A 19,410-nucleotide genomic window follows, 5' to 3' on the forward strand; every position below is an offset into this window, starting at 1 on the left:
CGCAAGAACCCCCTTCCACTAGAAAATCCGGTAATTCGCCAAGCGGTAAGCCAGGTAATACGAGATCGTAATCAAGAAGAAGGACACGACGGATTTGAACAAGCCGACGGCCGTCGCTACCCCGTATTGGGCATCGACCAAGCCGATCCGATAGACGAACGTATCGATAATATCCCCGCTCTCGTAAACCTGCGGGCTGTACAGGTTGAACACCTGGTCGAAGCCGGCATTCAGCACGTTCCCGAGACTGAGCGTCGTGAGCAGAATGATGATCGGCATCATCCCGGGCAGCGTAATGTAGAGGGTCTGCTTCCACCGGCTGGCGCCATCCACGATCGCCGCCTCGTAGAAGGTCGGGTTGATGCTCGTGAGCGCGGCCAAGTAGACGATGGTGCTGAAACCGAATTCCTTCCAGACGTCCGAGATGACGAGCGTGTAGGGGAACCAGGCGTCGAGGCCCAGAAAATAAATCGGCTCGATCCCCAGATAGCCCAGCATCTGGTTCACGATCCCTTCGGACGGAGACAGCAGGTCGATCAGAATGCCGCCGAGAATGACCCAGGATAGAAAATGGGGCAAATAGATCAGCGTCTGCACGCCTCGCTTGATGAGCTCCTTGCCGACCTCGTTAATCAGAAGCGAGATGGTGATCGGGATGATCAGCCCCGCTATAATTTTCATGATGGCGATATAGACCGTATTCCATAGAATTTGCCACGTGTCGGGCAGCTCCATGACGTAACGGAAATTTTCGAGTCCGACCCATGTGGAATCAAAGAACCCTTTGGCCGGAATAAACTTCTGGAACGCGATCGTGATGCCCGCCATGGGACCGTAATGATAGATAAGAACCAAAATAAGACCTGGAATCACCATCAGATGCAAAGGCAATTCCCGTCTCCATTTTTTCGTTGCCACGCCGAATCCCTCCCATCTTGGCAAGCGTCTTCCTATGAAAAAAGGGGAAAGATAGAAGTTTCCCTCAAACCTTCCCCCGCTGCGGTTCAGCCCTATTGCGGCTAATCAGCCGCTAGCTGCTCCCCTATCAATCACGCTTGTTATTGCTGTGCTTGGTACCAATCGTTCACTTCCTTCGTCATCGCCTCGCCGCCGACGCTGTTCCAGTCCTTGACGAACTTGTCGAACGCGTCGATCGGGGAAGAGCCCATGATGATCTTCGTGAAGACTTCGAGCTCCATCTTCTTCAGGCTGGATCCCTTCGATACCATGGTCGGCGTAGGCGCGCCATAGAATTCGTTATTCATCAGCAGATTCTCGCTCACGTACTTGTCGATGACGACGAACGATCCCGTCTCGCCGAATACGCGATCGTACGCCCAGCGTTCGTTCGTGCCGTCTTCTTTCTTCAGCCAGCTGCTGATCTTATCGAAATACAGCTTCTGTTCGGGATTCAGCTTCGAAGCGTCGCCGCTCGTGATTGCTGCCGTGACCGCCTTATGCGCATCCAGGTTCTTCGTCGGAGGCGAAGCGAGCTCGATCGCGTATTTGAACACCTCAAGCCCGCCTGCATTGCCGAATTTATTCGGATCGGACGTTTCGCCGAAGCTCTTCTCGATGTACATATTCATCAGCTTGACGGCCGCTTCCGGATGCTTCGCCTTCTTGTTGACGGCATAATAACCGCCGACGGCGAGCGTCACCTGAGGCCTTGCCGGCTGATCGTCGACGGACGCGAGCGGATACGATTGCCATTCGGCGTTCGGATCGTTGTCCTTGCTCGACACCATCGGCCACAGCGGATTCCACATTTGGCCGAAGGAGAAGCCGTTCTTGCCGGCGCCTTGCGACTCGCCTGCTTTGCCGCCGTCCTTGACGCCGAATTCCTTGTCGATTTGTCCGGCTTTGTACATTTCGGCGAGCTTCGCCAGGGCGGCCTTGGTCTCCGGCTGAACGCTGCCGTTGACCAGCTTGCCGGAAGCGTCCTTAAACCAGATGCCCGGGTAGGCGTGGAAGGCGTTGAAGAATCCGTCCAAGCCCGCATAGCCGCCCATGATATCTTTGTTCAGCGCGATTCCGACCGTGTCTTTCTTGTTATTGCCGTCCGGATCCTTGTTCGTGAACGCGTCGATGATCGTATACACGTCGTCCATCGTTTTCGGCTCCGGCAGACCCAGCTTCTTCAGCCAGTCGGAACGCAGCCAGATCATTGCCGCGCCGTCCATGGACGAGCCCGTATTCGGCAAGGCCATCAGCTTGCCGCCGGAGCTTGCCGATTTCATCGCATAGCCGCCGTCCGCGTTCATGACTTCCTTGGTCAACGGGGCCGCGTACTTCTCGAATACGTCCGTCATGTCCATGACGAGATCCGCGTCGATCAGCTGCTGCAGCTGGTTCGGGTTGACCGGGATGATGTCCGGCAGGTCGCCGGAAGCGATCGATACGTTCATCTTCTGCTCGCCGGGACCGCCGACGCCGTCGCCGCTGACGACCCAGTCGTTCTTGATCTTGATGCCAAGTTCGTCTTCGTATGCTTTGTACCATACATTCTTGTCGATCGTGTCGCCTTCGGCGAACTTGTACGTATCGTTGATGATCCGCACCGTGGATACTTCGATCGGCGGATCGTATTTGCCGAACGGTTCCGCGGCTGCATCCGTCCCGGCATTGCCGCCGTTGTCGGTCGTCGTTGCGGGCGCGTTGTTCTCCCCGGCGGAATTATTCGCCGCTGCCCCGTTATTCGCGGCATTATTGTCCGCCTTCGCACCGTTATTTCCCCCGTTGTTGTTCCCTGAGCACGCCGTGACGACGACGAGCATGAAAACCAAGACGATCGCTAGCAGCTGCCTTTGTTTGACTGCCATCCTATACCCTCCTCGTTTGGTGAAGAACTAATAGGTTCAGTAAACGCGCCATACTTCGTCTGCTCATCAAGGTGATGTCGTCAGGGAACCGTCCGCATGCACCTGGACGACGTTGCGGCCGCCGAAACGGCCGGATTTGTCATTGTTGTCCCACGGCCAGATATCGCGGAAATACCACCTGGCTTCCGGGCCTAGCTGTTCAATCACTTCGGGAGCCACGTTATGGTGACGATGCCAGCGGCAGCCGATGTGGTTGAAGGCGAACAGGATCGCCGCCCGCGCATGGTTCGGATTGTTCCAGACCGGACCGGCGTGGCAGGTATTCTCGCTGAAGAAAACGAGCGAGCCTGCCGGACATTCGTAAGAATCGAAGTACGGCTCGTACATGTCCTCCCGCTTCGTCTTGATGGATGGAGGGATGCGGAAATTCGACTTATGGCTGCCCGGCAGAAACACCGTTCCGCCGTCCTGCTTGCCGACGGGGTTCAGCTCGACGACCATGCGCGTCAGCGCGGAATAGATCTGCCCGTCGGCCGCATGGTAATGAAAATGCGGATTGCGTTCGGGCCCGCCTTGATGCGGTCCCTGCGCGTCCCCTTTGCCTTTCTCGCGCCAGACGACGAATTGATTGTCCAGCCTGACATCGGGACCGATAAACGTGTTGAGTGCTCCTTTGACGGCCGGATTGCTCAGCACGACTTCGGATGCGCCTCCGGGAACCGTTCGCTCATGCGAAGCCAGCGTGCCCGGGTCATGCGTAAGCTTATACACCTGCTCCCGCATCGCCGTCGTCTCTTCCTCGCTGAATACGCCCGGAATGACCAAGTAGCCTTTCAGATCGAACAGAAACTTCTGCTCTTCCGAGAGCTGAAAGCTGGATAAATCCATCTTGTACACGGATGAACCTGACCCCTCTTGCTTGTTCGTATCGCGTTCCATGCCTGCGTATCTCCCTCCATCGGCTTCCGCGCCGGGAAGCAAAAGTGAATACGCTTTCATTATAGGACAGCGAAGCCGCCCATCCTATTTCACAATGTTGAGATTCCTTCTCTTTTCTTTACTTGTTTCCGCGATCGCGGAATTCCTGCGGCGTCATGCCGACGTTCTTCTTGAAGAACCGCGTAAAGTAGCCGGCGTTTTCAAATCCGAGCATGGCTCCGATCTCGTGAATTTTGTACACCGGATTCGAGAGCAGCTCGCTGGCCTTCGCCATTTTCAAGTCAATAATCGCCTCGGATAGATTGATGCCGGTATGCTGCTTGTACAAGCGCGACAGATACGACGGATTTAAATACACGACCTCGGACAAGCGGGCGAGCGACAAGTCCTTCCCCAGGTTCGACTGGAGATACTGATTGATCTGATCGATGACCTTGTTCGTCCGAAGCACCTGCTCGTCCTTCTTCTGCTTGAACAGCACGATGGCCATCGCGCGCAAATAGGCCAATGCGTCTTCTCTGGAACGGTGCGCGCGAAGATTCATCAGCTTGTCCACGTCGATGTCCCCGGCGATCCGCTCAGCCAGCTCCCATTGATTGATATAGGAGAGAAATGCCGTCGCCATGGAGTAATAGGCCTCGAGATAATCGGCATGGTGATAGGAAAGCAGCTTGTCCCTGCCGATATAGTCATCGACGACGCGATAGAAATCCTTCTCCTGCTCCTGGGCAAACAAAGCATGCAGCGTCTCGGGATAGTACGGCTTGCCGCGCAGATCCGGCTTGATCCGAGCCGGCTCGGCTTCGGCATCCGCCGTATCCGTCCTCCGGTTCGTGAGCAGCATCTCGCCCCCGTCCCCCATGCCGACTAGAAGCAGGTTTTCCAGCTGCTTGAACGTCGAGGCGACGCTCGGCCAAGCGGCGAACGAATCGCTATGGATCAGCGATACGGGAAGATGCAGCAGCTCCCTGCATGTCCGCTGAATCGATTCCATCGACCCGTGAACGAAGCGGATGCCGCGCGTCCAATCCGGCTCGTCTTCGCCTTCTTCCGGCTGAATGAACCACGCGAACCGCGCCTCGTCCAGGATGACCGCCGCCAGCCGCAGGCCGCTTAAATACTCCGTCGCGATATTCTGAATCGCATACAGCTGCAGCGCTCGATCCGGAGCGCTAATATCCAGCGCCCAGCGGTCCACCCGGCCGAGCGCGACGACGACGGGCATGCCGGCGGACAGCGCCACGTAAGCCTGATCGAAATCCGCCTGCTTCACGCGAAGCGATGCCCCTTCGTACTCCAGCAGATTCGCGAGAAACTCTTTCTGCAGGGCGGGCTTGGCCGACGCCAGCTGCTCCGCGGCCTTCAGCAAAATTTGCTCGTTCCTGAAATGCTCGGAGAGGCCGGCGACCGTCTTGTCCAGCACCTTGACGATCACTTCGTCGCCTTCCGTCTTCAGCACGTAATCCACGCTCCCGCCTCGAAAGGCGGCCTGGGAGATGTTGAAATCGTTAATGCCGGTGAGGAAGATGACCTTGCAATACGGCCAATGGACATTGATGACCTGCTGCAGCTCCAGACCGTTCATGCCCGGCATCTGGATATCGCACAAGACGATGTCGATCTTCGTCCGCTCCAGCCATTCCAGCGCTTGCTTTGCCGAATAGGCCTTATAGATGTCCAGCTCGATATGATCGACCTCATGCAGCATTTCGTAGAGTCCGTCGACGGAATATTTCTCGTCATCGACAATGAGCACGCGGTACATATCAGCCAGCCTCCTCTTCATCGTCGGTCAGCGGAATGATGATGTCGGCGCGCAAGCCGCCTAGCGAGCCCACGGCAAAACGCAGCCCGCCCTTGGCCCTGAATTCGATCTGCAGACGGCGGTGAACATTGAAGATGCCCGCGCTTTCGTTCCCTTCCAGATCGTTCGAGCGCAGCAGCGCATTCAGTTCGGCCAGCTTCCCGGCGCTTAGATAGTCGCCGTTGTCTTCCACCGTGATGACGACGCATCCGTCCTTCTCGGTGAACGCGACGCGCAGCAGTCCATCCGCTTCCTTGCGCTCCAAGCTGTGGACATAGGCGTTCTCGATGATCGGCTGCACGATCAGCCTTGGAACCGAGATGTGGGCGAAGGCGGACGGCAATTCGGCGAACTCCACTTGGATGCGGTCGTGAAAACGGAAATTTTGAATTTCCGTATAAGCCCGTGCATGGTTGATCTCCGCCAACAGCGTTACTTCGTTCGTATTGCTGCGCGTGAGAAACTGGTAGTACTCGCCCAGATATTTGGTGAACCGGGTAATGACGTCGAAGTCCTGCAGCTTCGCCATGCGATAGAGGAGAAAGAAGCTGTTGTATAAGAAATGGGGATTGATCTGCGATTGCAGGTGTCGCAGCTCGGAGAGCCTGGCCCGGTAACGCTCCTCGTACACTTCGTAGATGAGCACGTTAAGCCGCTTCACCATGGAATTGAAATGATCGGACAGGTAGCGGAATTCATGCTTGAAGTGATGCTGCTTGATCATGCTGAGATTCCCGTCCTCGACTCTGCGGAACGAATGCACGAGCGTCGTCAGCGGCTGATGGATCATCCTGAAGATCCGATAGGAGAAGAAGACGACGATCAGAATCGAAACGCCGGACAGCAGCCAATAGCCAAGCCGGAACGTCCGCAGCGGTCCAAGGATGTGCTTCTCCTGCACGTACATCATCAAGGTGAACCCGAACTGGCTCGAGGTGTCGAAGACGGCGAAGTTCGACTCTTTCCCGATGGCCATCGATTCCAGCGATACGGGCTGTTCCGGATCGCTGGTCCGGTCGGTGAGAAAGGCGTTGATCATCGATTTGCGGGACTCTGTTTCACGATTGGCGAAGAGCAGGTCGGCTTCCTTGTCGTAAATCAGAACGGCCCCGCCTTTGCCGTCGATCGTAAACTTCTGCAGCGCTTGCCGGATCGCGTCCCTCGAGAGCTCGATACCGACCACGAACAACGGCGGCTGGTCGTTCAAGGAAGCCGTTACCGGGTAGAAATCGCTGATGTACAGCCGGTCCTGCCAATTGACGAAGGGAGACACGTACCGGTTGCTTTCTTGAATCAGTCCTTCGTAAGCCTCCCTGTCAAATTGTTCGACATACTTGACGTTCGAAGAAATCGTCCGGTCCAGCAAGGGGATATACACGCTGACATTCTCGATGAATTGGCTCGAATCCTTGATCAGATAGAGCCGGCTCTGCAGCCGCAGTATCGCCTGCGACTTATCGAAGTCGGGCATGATGTTCGCGGCCGTGCTTAATTTGAGCAGATCCTCGTTGTTGACGAATTCCTGTTGAAAGCTGAGAATGCGATCGAAGTCCTCCTCCAGGACATCCAGATAGAGCTGCACCCGGGACGTCATCGATTTGGCCACCTCGTCCTTCACGACATTCGAGTTGATCTCGCTCATCGTCAAGGTCAGCCCGTACAGGGGAAGCAGCACCAGAAGAAATGTCAGCACGAGCCGTACATACAGCGATAATGAAGGCACCTTCAGCTTCGCTCTCATTGGAAACCCCTCTCCGGCACGCGCCGGTCGTCACCGTCTACCAGTCAATAAAGCGGTCTCCCTTCATCGCTTGCAGCGCTTGACGGAAACTCCCTTCGTAACGCTCGTTGTTCGGATTAATGGCCAACTCGCATCTGGCGACGTAGGACATCACATAGGTCGCCGCGGCGGATATGGTCGCCAGCTCCCGTGACGTAAAGGGGATGCCGCGGGCCGCTTCGTATTCGCGGACGAACAAGCGGGATTCTTCTCGCGACGGCGTGAGGAGGACAGGGATGTCCCAGGTCGACGGAAACGTCGCCGCCGCGAGACCGAGCAGATGAAGCTCGTCCTCCAGCTTCAGGCTGTCCCAATCATAGATCATGACGACCTTCCCGTCGTCGAAGCGAAAATGCTTGACGGACCAATCCACGTGGCCCAGCACCAGGTTGCCCGGCGAGCGGTTCGCCTCGATCTCGGCTTTGGCCGAGCCCGCGATCGCGTCGATCCACTCCGAGCCTTCATATTCCTTATCGAAGTCGAACAAGGCGTTGTGCGGGACGGGGAACAGCGTGCTGCTCGCGCAGAAGCTGCCCGGGATCAGCCCCGGCAGCGATCGGTACGGACGCGTCCGCGCGATAAGATCCGCCAGCGTCTCCGCCATTGCCCTCCGAATCTCGGGGTTGTGCGCATCCTGCAGCTCCCCCGGGGCGGAATAAGCGTCGAGCGTGACGATCCCCGCTCCGAACTCCTCCGGCATGATGAGCACTTCCGGGCACGGAAAACCGCTCTCCGCCAAATGCTTCTGTACCGTCGAAGACGCGGTAAGCGATAATTTGGAATTAGCCGTAATCGTCTCCGGGCCGGTCAGTTTATGGATCTTCATAAAAACCTGCCTGCGGTCCTCGAGCTCCAAGCCAAAGGACGCCCCGACGCTGAAGCCGGCATATAAGCATTGCTTGACGGGACTATTCAAGCGTCTGACGCAGAAGTTCCCGATGGCATCCGCGATTTCCCTCGGATCGGCGGTACCCAGGATATCGCCCGCTAACAGCCTGTCGCTGGCATCCTCCAGCAGCTCCGTTAAAGCATCCAACAACAATGTCGCCCTCATCTGCGCTCAGCTCCCGTTCATCATCGTCTCTTCCCGCTCATGCATCCTACAGAAAATTTCTACGGAAAATTTCAAACCTGTCTACGCGAACAACTGCGGGTGACCCAGCACGAGCCGCACAAGGATCGCTGCATACTCGCAATATTTATAAGCGCCTGTCGGCTGCACGTCCCATGTCTGCATCGGCTGATAACGCTCATACCAGAACCAATCATGCCGCTCGCCCATCTGGCATACGAGACGAACGGAGGTCTTCAATCGTTCGGTATCGTTCATCCGCAAGCAAGAGAGCGCTTCCAAATACCAGACCCGGCCCATCGCGGAGACGTCATGGAGCGGCCCCATATTCCTTCCTTCGAAAGGCAGCCGTTCATGCAGCTCCCATTCCCGGAACAAATAATGAACGGCGATCGTCTGGCTCGGCATATCGCCGCGCCACAGCCGCTCCTCCGCTTTCATCAACGGCCAGACTACGGCAGCCTGCTCATCGGTTGCGATCCCGAATGCGATCGCCGCCCAATTGACGTCCGTCAGACCGTGAAAGTCCACCAAGCCGTGCTCGGGATGGATATATTCCGCGAAATGATCGCCTTGCCAGAACAGCTTCTGAAAATCAGTCTCCAGCACCTTGGCTTCCCGCTCCCAATCCTCCGCGCGTGCGGGATTGCCCGTTTCCCGATAAAGCTGCGCAAGCGTGCGGAAGGCGTGAATCGAATAACATTGCGTAACGCCGTCCCAATCGTAACGGGAATGCAATTCGATATAGAAGCCCGCGCCGTCGATCATGCCGTTCTCCGATTTGCGCGACAGGATGTACGCGGCCGCCCTGTCGAGAGAGTCCAGCTTCCCGCGTAACCACTGAAGATCATTCGTATGCCGAACGATCTCCTCCGCGAGCAGGAGATAGCTCACCGGGGCCAACACGCCGAGGGGATTGGTCGGCACCCAATGCTTGAACAGCCGAACCCAGCGCCGTTCATTCGCGCCTGCTTCCTGCGATTGCCCTGCCTCGGGCGAAGGATAAGAGAAGACATCCTCCGGATAATTCACGCCGCGCATATGCGTGGATAGGTCCAGGTTCGGCTGGTCGGGAAAGACCGCGAACGGAATATGCCCGTCGGAACGCTGAGAAGCCTGGACGAACGCGAAGAAATCAAGCATGCTTCGCGTCTTGCCCAGGCTTAGATAAGCTCCTGCGATCTCCCAGGCGTCCAAGCCCGGAAAGACCGATTCCTTGCCGAAAAACGTACCGTCCGCGTCCACGATAAAATGACCGCGAAACGCTTCTTCCCGCAGCGCGGGCAGCAGCGTCTTGCGAATGGCCTCCTCCACGCCCCGCCTGATCAGCGGATCCTTGATTTGAGACGTCAATGATGAAATGTCCATGAACATCATCTCCGGTTCCCGCGCATCCGGTACTCGACAGCCCGCACCCGATGCCGATTAGGGTCGTCGTCCATTGACCGTCCAGTTCCGCAATTCGGCCAAGGCAACGTTAAGTAACACTTCACCGCGGCCGTTTCATTTCCTCCCTCGGAACGATAGAAACCTTGCGTACGGGGAATCGCCTTTGGCTCCGCTGCTTCCGAATGCGTAGAAAAGGAGAATACAGACGGCAAGCAGAACGAACAGGCATGCGAATTCCGAACGCATCCAATAGAGGCGGAAGCCGTCCCTTTGCGCCAGTTGCAGCAGCGCCGAGAAGACGATGCCGATGCCGGCGCCCGAGAGCCTCGCGCGCAGCATGTTCGGGGCAACGCCGGCAGGCGGCTCTTTCTCGGACGGTTCTGCCGCCTCGGAGGCGACGCCTAGCTGGACGGCGGCAAACCCGAGGCCCGCGCAGGCGGCGGCCAGCGTAATGACGGAAGAATCTCCGCCTTCCCAAGCGACCAGACAAACCGAGGCAAACAGGCTGAGCATCAAGCCCGTTCCAATGGAGGACCACGCCGATCGCGCAAGCGAATTGCCCGGAATAAACGCCCCGATGCAGAGCAGCAAGCCGGGAAGCAGCTTCATGACGGCCGCCGCCGGAGAGAGTTCGAAGCCTTCCAGAAGCGCATGCGCGGCGGCAGCGAACATCGCGATGCCGAAGAACCAGGAGACGAAGAGCACCATGAGAAGCCGGCGCGGCTTCGACCCGAGCAGGCGGGGCAGGGATACAGACCGTTGTCTTGGCTTCATGCGATCATCCTCCGTTATCTTCGAAGATTCCAGCTGTCGACGCCGTATTTTTCCGCTGCGAGCACGGTTGCAAGCTCCGTCTCGAACGGCGTCAGCGTCCCGGAGACGAGCTCCGTCTCCAGCCCTTCGGAGAAGCCGGCGCGAAATGCCCGCTCCACGTCCGGGGTCGTCAACAAGGGCATCCCCTTCCGGCGCAGGCAGGAATTAATCGCGACCGCCTTGCGTTCGAATAGACGCTGCATCCGCTCTTTCTCGGTCGGATCCGCGAAGCGCAGCACATCGAATAACAAATTCGAATCCAGCTCCAGCAGAACGGAGCCGTGCTGCAGAATGACCCCCTTCGTGCGCAGCTGGGCGCTCCCGGCGATTTTCCTTCCTTCGACGACGAGCTCGTACTTGGACGGGGAATCGAAGCATGCCGCCGACAACGGCTTCCCTCGCGACGCCTTATCCTCCGGCTCTTCCTCGCGGACAGCGGACGCCAAGACTTCCATGCCCGACATTTCCGCGGCTAAGCCAAGCATGCGAAAGCCGTAGAGCAATCCCATGCTAAGCACGCGGTAAGCTTCCGTCACGCTGGACGGCATGCCCGGATACTGCTCGGAGACAATCAGGCTGTACGTGAGCTCTTGATCGTGAAGCACCGCCCGTCCGCCGGTCGCCCGCCGAACGAAGCCGATGCCGCGCTCGCGCAGCGCGTCAAAATCGACTTCCTTGGCCGCCTGCTGAAAACAGCCGATGGACAACGTCGCCGGCCGCCAGCCGTAGAAACGCACGGTCGGCGGCACCATCCCCCGTTCGTGCGCAATGACGATCGCTTCGTCGATGGCCATGTTCTCCGCCGGCGTTCGGTTCCCCGTATGCACGAACCTCCACATCGCGCTCACATCCCCAGGGCCAGCTTGTCGGCCCCCAGCATGGCTTCTCCGATAATCTCGGAGAGCGTCGGATGCGGATGAATCATCTTTCCGACCTGCATCGACGTTGCTTTGAGCAGCTGCGCAAGCGCAGCCTCGCCGATAAGGTCCGTGACGTGCGGGCCGATCATGTGGACGCCGAGGATGTCGCCGGTATTCTCGTCCGCCACGACTTTGACGAATCCGTCGGACTCGCCGTAGACGAGCGCTTTGCCGATCGCCTTGAAAGAGAATTTGCCGACCTTGACCGCATGGCCCCCGTCAATCGCGGCCTGTTCGGTCAGCCCGACGCAAGCCAGCTCCGGACGGCTGTAGACGCATTTGGGCACGGACGCGGGATCGGGCGCATGCGCTTCGATGCCGCAGATGCCCTCCACGGCCGTCACGCCTTCGTGACTGGCGACGTGAGCAAGCTGCAGACCGCCGACGACGTCTCCGATCGCGTAGACATGCGGATCGGTCGTCCGCATCGAGCGGTCCACGGCGATGACCCCGCGCTCGACCCGTGCCGCCGTCCGTTCCAGGCCGAAGCCTTCGACATTGGCCGCCCTGCCCACGGAGACGAGCATTCGCTCCGCCGTGAGCATCTCCGTCCTGCCGCCCCGCTCCACCTGAACGGCGATGCCGGTTTCATCCGCGGAGACGCTCACCGCGAGCAGTTTCGCGCCCGTCAGCGTCTTGATCCTGCGCTTCGCGAAGAGCCGCGCCAACTCGCGGGACACGTCGGCGTCCTCCGTCGGCACGATCCGGTCGGCCGCCTCCACGATCGTCACCTGCGCGCCGAAGTCGCTCAGCATCGAAGCCCATTCGACGCCGATGACGCCGCCTCCGACGATCAGGACCGAAGCCGGAACGGCCGACATGGCAAGCGCTTCGTCGCTGCTCATGATCCGCTCGTGCGCCGGCAAGCCCGCCAGGCGGCGCGGCCGCGATCCCGTTGCCACGATCAGATCGCGGTAACCGATCCGCGTCGGCGCTTCGCCTTCGGCCATGCTGCTCGCCGAGACTTCAATGACTCCGTTTCGCTCGTTCGTGGCATCAGTCGTCTCAGCGATCGTCCCCTTGCCCTCATAGACATCGATCCGGTTCTTCTTCATCAGGAAGCGCACGCCGGCTTCGAGCTGCTCGACGATGCCGTCCTTGCGGGAAAGCACTCCGCCGTAATCGAGCTCGACGCCCTGCGCGCGGATGCCGAAGCCCGCGCTGCGTTTCATCGTCTCGTAGAGTTCCGCGCTCCGAAGCAGCGTTTTGCTAGGGATGCAGCCCTTATGCAGGCAAGTGCCGCCAAGCTTATCCTTCTCTACCAGCGCGGTGCGTTTGCCCAGCTGTGCGGCGCGGATCGCCGCGACATACCCGCCGGGACCTCCTCCAAGAATAACGATGTCGTAGTTGTTCATAGAGCCACTCTCCCGATTCTATGGTTTGGATGTCGAAGTCTATCTCTGTGTCGTTGATATAGAGGCTGCCTTCTCCGCCTTGAGCTGCTCCGTCAATTTGCGTCCCGTCGGCGTCTGCGCCAGGCCTCCGAGCGCCGTCTCGCGATGCTCGCTCGGCATCTTCAAGCCGACCTCGAGCATGACCCCGATCACCTCGTCCGACGGGATGACGCTCCGCACGCCGGCCAGCGCCATGTCGGCCGCCGCCAGCGCGTTCACGGCACCGAGCCCGTTGCGAACGATGCAGGGGATCTCGACCAGCCCCGCGACCGGATCGCAGATCAAGCCGAGCGTATTCTTCAGCGCAAGCCCTACGGCATGGACCGCCTGCTCCGGACTACCGCCGCGCAGCTCGACTAGCGCGCCAGCGGCCATGCCGATCGCGGAGCCGACCTCCGCCTGGCAGCCGCCTTCGGCTCCGGAGATGAACGAATTGTTCGCGATTACGTAGCCGATCGCGCCGGCGGCGAACAGGCCGTCCACGACCTTGGCGTCGTCCCAGCCAAATCGTTCCTGGGAGCTGACGAGCACGCCGGGCAAGATGCCGCATGAGCCGGCTGTCGGCGTCGCCACGATCCTCCCCATCGAGGCGTTGACCTCGGAGACCGACAACGCGTAGGCCATCGCCTTGCCGGCCCAGTCGCCGACGGACGGTTCGCCGGCCGCGACGTATTCGTTCACCTTGCGGCCGTCTCCGCCCGTCAGCCCGCTTCGAGATACCGTGCCTGCTTCCAGTCCTTTGCGGACCGCTTCCTTCATGACTTGGTAGTAGCCGGTCATCTGGCGTACGATATGCGCCTCCGTCTCCCCGGTCTCCTTCGCTTGCTCGGCGATCATCAGTCGCGAGATCGTCAGCGACTCCCGGTTGCAAATCACCGCAATATCGTTAAGTGTACGGAATCGCATCGCTTCATCCCCTTATCCATCGTGAAAGCCGCATCTTAGGTTAAAACACTCGTGTCCATTATGAAAACGCTCTAATTCGTCATGCCAAGCACTCGTATCCCTGTCGTCTTCCCCATTCAGGATCAAGTCACGTCGATAACGGCCACTTCTTGAACGAACGGCAGCTGCCGCAGTGCCAGGAGCAGCGCGTCATCCGGCCGGCGATCGCCTTCGACGACCGTCATGGCCGCCCCGCTCCGCTCCTTGCGGGATACGTTCATGTACCCGATGTTAAGGCCCGCTTCGCTCGCCGCCCGCGTAATGAAAGCGAGGACGCCGAGCCGGTCCTCGTGCGTGATGACGAGCGTCGGATAATACCCCGAGCACCCCGCGTCGAAGCCGTTCAGCGAATGAATCTCGATATTCCCGCCGCCGATCGAAGCTCCGCGGACGTCCGCCACGCGCCCTCGGGCCTTTGCCGTAACCCGCGCGAAGTTGGGATGGGGGCTCGGATCTCCGGATGCGCGAATCGCGACGTGCAGCCCCGCCCGTTCCGCCTCCGCGAATGCATCCGGCATTCTTTCGTCGTCGGTCCCGAAGTCGAGCAGCCCGCCGATAAGCGCAAGATCGGTACCGTGCCCGGCGTACGTCTCCGCGAACGAACCGTACAGCGTCACCTCGGCCTCCTCCGGCACGCAGCCGAGCAGCTGCCGCGCGGCCCGCCCGATTCGCGCGGCGCCGGCGGTATGCGAGCTCGAGGGGCCGACCATGACCGGGCCGATGATCGAGAAGACATGCTTGAATCTCATTCTCGCCGCCCCCTAAGCCAATGCTTCGCCGGCCGCGAACGGGACGATTCGTTCCGAGCGTTCCGCGGCTTCGGCTCCGGCGGCCGTCTTCGCTCGCTCGGCTTGCTCGCGAGCGTGATAAGAGCTGCGGACGAGCGGCCCCGACTCGACGTGCGCGAATCCGAGCGCGAGTCCCTCCCGCTTCAGCGCGTCGAATTCCGACGGATGATAATACCGGCCGACCGCCATATGCTTGGCCGTCGGCTGCAAATACTGCCCGATCGTCAGGATGTCGCAGCCGGCTTCCCGCAAATCCTTCATGGCTTCGACCAGCTCTTCCATCGTTTCGCCCAGCCCGGCCATGATGCCGGATTTCGTGGTCTGGTTCGGGCGCAGTTCCTTCGCCATGCGCAGCACGGCCAGCGATCGGCGGTATTTGGCCTTCGCGCGCACTTTATCCGACAGACGGCTTACCGTCTCGAGATTATGGTTCAGCACGTCGGGCTTCGCCTCCAATACGATGCCGAGCCGCTTGGCGTCGCCGCCGAAATCCGGGATCAGCACCTCGACGCTCGTCGCGGGATTACTCTGGCGCACCGCCAAAATCGTCGCCGCGAACATCGTTGCGCCGTGATCGTTCAGATCGTCGCGGGCAACCGACGTAATAACGACGTGCTTGAGCCCCATCTCCTTGACGGATTGCGCAACGTGCCCCGGCTCCTCCAGATCCAGCTCCGTCGGCTGACCCGAAGTCACGGCGCAGAAGCGGCAGGCGCGCGTGCAGATTTTGCCCAAAATCATGAACGTCGCCGTCCGCTGGCTCCAGCACTCGAAGATGTTCGGACATTTCGCCTCCTCGCACACCGTGTGCAGGTGGCGGCCGCGCATCATGGACTTGATCTCTTGAAAGCCGTCTCCGGTATTCAGCGATATCTTCAACCATTCCGGCTTGCGTTCCCTGGGCTGCCGCATCTTCCGCACCTCCTTATTTGGATGAAATGAATGCCTCGTACCGCTCGCCGCTCCATAGCGCCGCGACGACATCCGCCGAATCGCCGTCCACTTCGACCTCGATGATCCAGCCTTCCCCGTACGGATCCTCGTTCACTTTCTGCGGCGAGTCGAGCAGTTCCTCGTTCACGCTCACGACCTTGCCGCTTACCGGGCTGAACAGATCGGATACGGTCTTAACGGACTCGATCGTGCCCATCGGCTGATCCGCTTCCAGAGACGCCCCCACTTCGGGGAATTCCACGAATACGATGTCGCCAAGCTGGCACTGCGCGAAGTCCGTAATGCCGATACGCACGACGGCCCCCTTTGCCTCCGCCCATTCATGCTCCTCCGAATACCCCAGTCCCGCTTTTACTTCGCTCATGTTCAACGTCCTCTCCCTGTCATGTATGAATGCCTATTGCCTAAATGAATCCCCATTGGCCAAACTTCGCCGCTCGAATGCGCAAAAAGGACAGAGAACCGGCTGTGCGCCGTGTTCTCTGTCCCGGGTACCTGAGAGTTTAAACGTTCCTTCGCAGGACCGCTCTTACCCCTTTGGTGGCTGTTCGCTCTCTCCAGAGTCGCGTCGGATGGCGGTACGTTTACCTGAGAGATTGATCTTCGGCCGGCCGGCCGTCGACTTGCTCCTTCGGTGCCGCTCGGAGCGCTGCGCCCCGTCGGTCTCTCCCTGCCATCGTCATCCGCATATTCATTCGTTTGATGCGTTTAGCGTAATTCACAAGGAAGGTTCATGTCAATATACCTTACAAAATATTTAGAAAACGAAGTTTTCATTGACAGTACATGTCGTAGTTGTGTAAGAATAGAGGGTAGACAACCGAATATGCGGATGATGGTAACGGGAGAGATCGCCCACGGGCTAGTCGGAGGCGGCGCCGAAGGAGTAAACCTCACACGAGGCGAATCTCTCAGGCAAAAGGACCTTTATCGGACGCGCCTCTGGAGAGCATCCCGCATGACGGGGTCACCCACGGGGAAACTTATGTCCTTCCGAATTCGGGCATAAGGCAACTCTCAGGTACAAAGGACAGAGCAAAGAGGAAACGCAGGCAGCTTAAGCTGAGGACGCGTGCCTTTTTGCCGCTGTCCTTCTTTGCGTCGACCTGCGATAGCGAATTCCGAGGAGGAGAGACGAGGATGACCGAATTGAAGAGAACCCCGCTGTACCCGCTCTACGCCGACTATCCGGATGCCCGCTGCATCGACTTCGGCGGCTGGGAGCTGCCCGTCCAATTCTCCGGCATTCAGAAGGAACACGATGCCGTGCGGCGGCACGCCGGACTGTTCGACGTCTCTCACATGGGAGAATTCATGGTGACGGGGCAATTCGCGGAGCTTTTCCTGCAGCTCCTGACGACCAATGACGTCGCCAAGCTCGCGGACGGCCAGGCGCAATACACGCTGATGTGCTACCCGGACGGCGGCGTGGTTGACGACCTATTAATCTATCGGATCACGGCGGACCAGTTCATGCTCGTCGTGAACGCGTCGAACATCGACAAAGACTTCGACTGGATGCGAAGCCATCTTATCGGGGACGTCGTGCTCGAGAATGTATCCGACACGCTCGCGCTGCTCGCCTTGCAGGGACCGCAAGCGGCAGCCGTCATGGCCGCAGCTGGCGCGGATACCGCCGTGCTCGAACTGCCCGCCTTCCGCTTCGCACCGAGAACGCCGATCGCCGGCGTGCAAGCCTTGGTATCGCGTACCGGCTACACGGGCGAAGACGGGTTCGAGATCTACGTGCACGCCGATCATGCCGGCAATGTCTGGAATGCCCTGCTCGCAGCCGGCGAACCGCTCGGACTCGTTCCCGCCGGGCTCGGCGCCCGCGACACGCTGCGCTTCGAAGCCCGGTTGCCGTTGTACGGCCAAGAGCTGTCGAACGCCATCACGCCATTGGAAGCCGGCGTCGGCTTCTTCGTGAAGCTCGGCAAAGAAGCCTTCATCGGCCGCGACGCGCTGCTAAGGCAGAAGGAAGCCGGTCTTCCACGCAGGCTCGTCGGCATCGAGATGATCGACCGCGGTATCCCTCGCACGCACTATCCCGTCTACGCGAACGACGCGCTGATCGGCGAAGTCACGACGGGCACGCAATCTCCGACGCTGAAGCGCAACCTCGGGCTCGCCCTGATCGACGCGAACTATGCTTCCCTCGGTACCGAACTGACGGTCGAGATTCGCGGCAAACGGCTGAGAGCCGAAGTCGTCCAGACGCCATTCTACAAGAGACTTCCGAAGGAGTGATCCCCATGGCCAATTTGCACCGTTACATTCCCATGACCGAACAAGACCGGACCGACATGCTGGCAACGATCGGCGTCGCGTCGACGGAGGAGCTGTTCCGCGATATTCCGGAAGCCATCCGTTACCGAGGCACCATGCCGATGTCCTCGGCGCTCGACGAATTCTCGCTGCTCGAGCATATGAAGGAGCTGGCCGGACGCAATGCCGACACGGACCGCTACAAAAGCTTTCTGGGTGCCGGCATTTACGATCACCACTTGCCCGTCGTCATTAACCATATGATATCGCGCTCCGAATTTTATACCGCTTATACGCCTTACCAGCCGGAGATCAGCCAAGGGGAGCTCCAAGCCATCTTCGAGTTCCAGTCGTATATTTGCGAATTGACCGGCATGGCCGTCGCTAACGCGAGCATGTACGACGGCGTGACCGCCTTGGCAGAAGCCGGGGCTCTCGCCGCAGGCGCGACGAAGCGCAAGCAACTCGTCGTCTCGCGTTCCGTCCATCCGGAAGCTCGCGAGATGATCCGTACGATGGCCCGCGGATTGAATCTGGAGATTATCGAGGTCGGCTGCGCGAACGGCGTGACGGACTTGGACGCGCTGCGCGCCGCCGTCGACGCCAAGACCGCTGCCGTGCTCGTGCAGTCGCCGAATTTCTTCGGCGCAGTCGAGGATCTCGCCGCCATCGAACCGATCGCCCACGGCGTCAAAGGGCTGCTCGTCGTCAGCAGCAACCCGATGGCGCTCGGCCTGCTCGAGACGCCGGGCAAGCTCGGCGCCGATATCGTCGTCGGCGATGCGCAGCCCTTCGGCATCTCGCAATCGCTCGGCGGACCGACCTGCGGCTTCTTCGCCGTCGCCGAGCCGCTCATGCGCCGGATGCCCGGAAGGATCGTCGGCCAGACGACCGACATCGACGGGAAGCGGGGTTTCGTGCTCACGCTCCAAGCCCGCGAACAACATATCCGCCGCGAGAAGGCGACGTCCAATATCTGCTCGAACCAAGCGCTGCTCGCCTTGTGCGCTTCGATCTACCTCTCGACGATGGGCAAGGAAGGGCTCCGCGAGGCCGCCAACCTGAACCTCCAGAAGGCGCATTACGCTGCAGGCGAACTGGCGAAGCAGGGCTTCGAGCTCCCTTTCTCCGCGCCGTTCTTCAATGAATTCGTCGTGAAGCTGCCGGACGGCGCTTCCGTGAGAGAGACGAACCTGAAGCTGCTCGAAGCCGGCTTCCTCGGCGGGTACGATCTGGGTCTCGCCTATCCCGAGCTTCATGGCCATATGCTGATTGCCGTGACCGAGAAGCGCACGCGCGCCGAGATCGATACCTTTGTTACGAGACTGGGGGAATTGGCATGATTACGAATCCAATGAACGGCCCGGCAGGGAACGGGAATTCGAACGGAACTTTGAACGGGACAGCGAATGAGACTACGAATGGGAACGAGAATGGGATCGTGAATGCGACTGTTAACGGAACTGTGAACGAAATTTCAAACGGCATCGCGCAAGAAACCGTAAACCCGCTCGCGAACCTG

16 protein-coding genes and 4 riboswitches are annotated in these 19,410 nt (G+C 59.4%); of the genes, 2 read left to right on the forward strand and 14 right to left on the reverse strand.

What is annotated here, in order from left to right; genetic code table 11:
* Window positions 1–18 precede the first annotated feature (18 nt).
* The 14 genes from AC0YNU_RS21830 to gcvH all read right to left on the reverse strand — a co-directional run bounded on the left by AC0YNU_RS21830 (window position 19) and on the right by gcvH (window position 15,984).
* The gene (locus AC0YNU_RS21830; protein WP_475760565.1) at window positions 19–918 is read right to left on the reverse strand and encodes an ABC transporter permease; all 900 of its coding nucleotides are present in this window, start codon (window positions 916–918) and stop codon (window positions 19–21) included.
* A 140-nt stretch (window positions 919–1,058) separates the two neighbouring features.
* Window positions 1,059–2,822, reverse strand: coding sequence for an extracellular solute-binding protein (locus tag AC0YNU_RS21835; protein ID WP_475760567.1), 1,764 nt, complete (start codon window positions 2,820–2,822; stop codon window positions 1,059–1,061).
* A gap of 66 nt (window positions 2,823–2,888) precedes the next feature.
* Window positions 2,889–3,761, reverse strand: a complete 873-nt coding sequence (locus AC0YNU_RS21840; RefSeq protein ID WP_475760568.1) for a phytanoyl-CoA dioxygenase family protein — start codon at window positions 3,759–3,761, stop codon at window positions 2,889–2,891.
* Window positions 3,762–3,879: 118 nt separating this feature from the next.
* Window positions 3,880–5,526, reverse strand: coding sequence for a response regulator (locus AC0YNU_RS21845; protein ID WP_475760569.1), 1,647 nt, complete (start codon window positions 5,524–5,526; stop codon window positions 3,880–3,882).
* Window position 5,527: 1 nt separating this feature from the next.
* Window positions 5,528–7,306 carry a sensor histidine kinase gene (locus tag AC0YNU_RS21850; RefSeq protein WP_475760571.1) on the reverse strand — a complete coding sequence of 593 codons (1,779 nt, stop codon included), beginning with the start codon at window positions 7,304–7,306 and terminating at the stop codon, window positions 5,528–5,530.
* 37 nt (window positions 7,307–7,343) lie between these two features.
* Window positions 7,344–8,399: a phosphotransferase gene (locus AC0YNU_RS21855; protein WP_475760573.1), complete on the reverse strand. Its 1,056-nt coding sequence runs from the start codon at window positions 8,397–8,399 to the stop codon at window positions 7,344–7,346.
* Window positions 8,400–8,480: 81 nt separating this feature from the next.
* Window positions 8,481–9,785, reverse strand: a complete 1,305-nt coding sequence (locus AC0YNU_RS21860) for a glucosidase family protein (RefSeq protein ID WP_475760575.1) — start codon at window positions 9,783–9,785, stop codon at window positions 8,481–8,483.
* Window positions 9,786–9,920: 135 nt separating this feature from the next.
* Window positions 9,921–10,580 carry a hypothetical protein gene (locus AC0YNU_RS21865; protein WP_475760577.1) on the reverse strand — a complete coding sequence of 220 codons (660 nt, stop codon included), beginning with the start codon at window positions 10,578–10,580 and terminating at the stop codon, window positions 9,921–9,923.
* A gap of 14 nt (window positions 10,581–10,594) precedes the next feature.
* On the reverse strand, window positions 10,595–11,458 hold the full coding sequence (locus AC0YNU_RS21870; protein ID WP_475760579.1) for a lipoate--protein ligase family protein: 864 nt from the start codon (window positions 11,456–11,458) through the stop codon (window positions 10,595–10,597).
* A gap of 5 nt (window positions 11,459–11,463) precedes the next feature.
* A complete protein-coding gene (lpdA, locus tag AC0YNU_RS21875; RefSeq protein WP_475760581.1) occupies window positions 11,464–12,894 on the reverse strand; it encodes a dihydrolipoyl dehydrogenase in 1,431 nt (476 codons plus the stop codon).
* A gap of 39 nt (window positions 12,895–12,933) precedes the next feature.
* Window positions 12,934–13,839: an L-serine ammonia-lyase, iron-sulfur-dependent, subunit alpha gene (gene sdaAA, locus AC0YNU_RS21880; protein WP_475760583.1), complete on the reverse strand. Its 906-nt coding sequence runs from the start codon at window positions 13,837–13,839 to the stop codon at window positions 12,934–12,936.
* 122 nt (window positions 13,840–13,961) lie between these two features.
* Window positions 13,962–14,627: an L-serine ammonia-lyase, iron-sulfur-dependent subunit beta gene (sdaAB, locus tag AC0YNU_RS21885; protein ID WP_475760585.1), complete on the reverse strand. Its 666-nt coding sequence runs from the start codon at window positions 14,625–14,627 to the stop codon at window positions 13,962–13,964.
* 12 nt (window positions 14,628–14,639) lie between these two features.
* Entirely contained in the window at window positions 14,640–15,650 is a 1,011-nt protein-coding gene (gene lipA / locus AC0YNU_RS21890; protein WP_475760587.1) for a lipoyl synthase, read from the reverse strand.
* Window positions 15,592–15,984, reverse strand: a complete 393-nt coding sequence (gene gcvH / locus AC0YNU_RS21895; protein WP_475760589.1) for a glycine cleavage system protein GcvH — start codon at window positions 15,982–15,984, stop codon at window positions 15,592–15,594. The genes lipA and gcvH overlap by 59 nt, the downstream gene beginning before the upstream one ends.
* 116 nt (window positions 15,985–16,100) lie before the next feature.
* Window positions 16,101–16,183, reverse strand: a riboswitch (glycine riboswitch).
* A gap of 3 nt (window positions 16,184–16,186) precedes the next feature.
* Window positions 16,187–16,303: riboswitch (glycine riboswitch) on the reverse strand.
* Window positions 16,304–16,452: 149 nt separating this feature from the next.
* A riboswitch (glycine riboswitch) is annotated at window positions 16,453–16,557 on the forward strand.
* A 3-nt stretch (window positions 16,558–16,560) separates the two neighbouring features.
* Window positions 16,561–16,656: riboswitch (glycine riboswitch) on the forward strand.
* Between the two features lie 104 nt (window positions 16,657–16,760).
* On the opposite strand from gcvH, the gene gcvT reads away from it, so the two are divergent.
* Both gcvT and gcvPA read left to right on the forward strand, forming a co-directional pair.
* Window positions 16,761–17,870, forward strand: a complete 1,110-nt coding sequence (gcvT, locus tag AC0YNU_RS21900) for a glycine cleavage system aminomethyltransferase GcvT (RefSeq protein ID WP_475760591.1) — start codon at window positions 16,761–16,763, stop codon at window positions 17,868–17,870.
* 5 nt (window positions 17,871–17,875) lie between these two features.
* A complete protein-coding gene (gene gcvPA, locus AC0YNU_RS21905) occupies window positions 17,876–19,231 on the forward strand; it encodes an aminomethyl-transferring glycine dehydrogenase subunit GcvPA (RefSeq protein WP_475760593.1) in 1,356 nt (451 codons plus the stop codon).
* Window positions 19,232–19,410: the final 179 nt, after the last annotated feature.

This window comes from Paenibacillus sp. J31P316, from assembly GCF_056269105.1.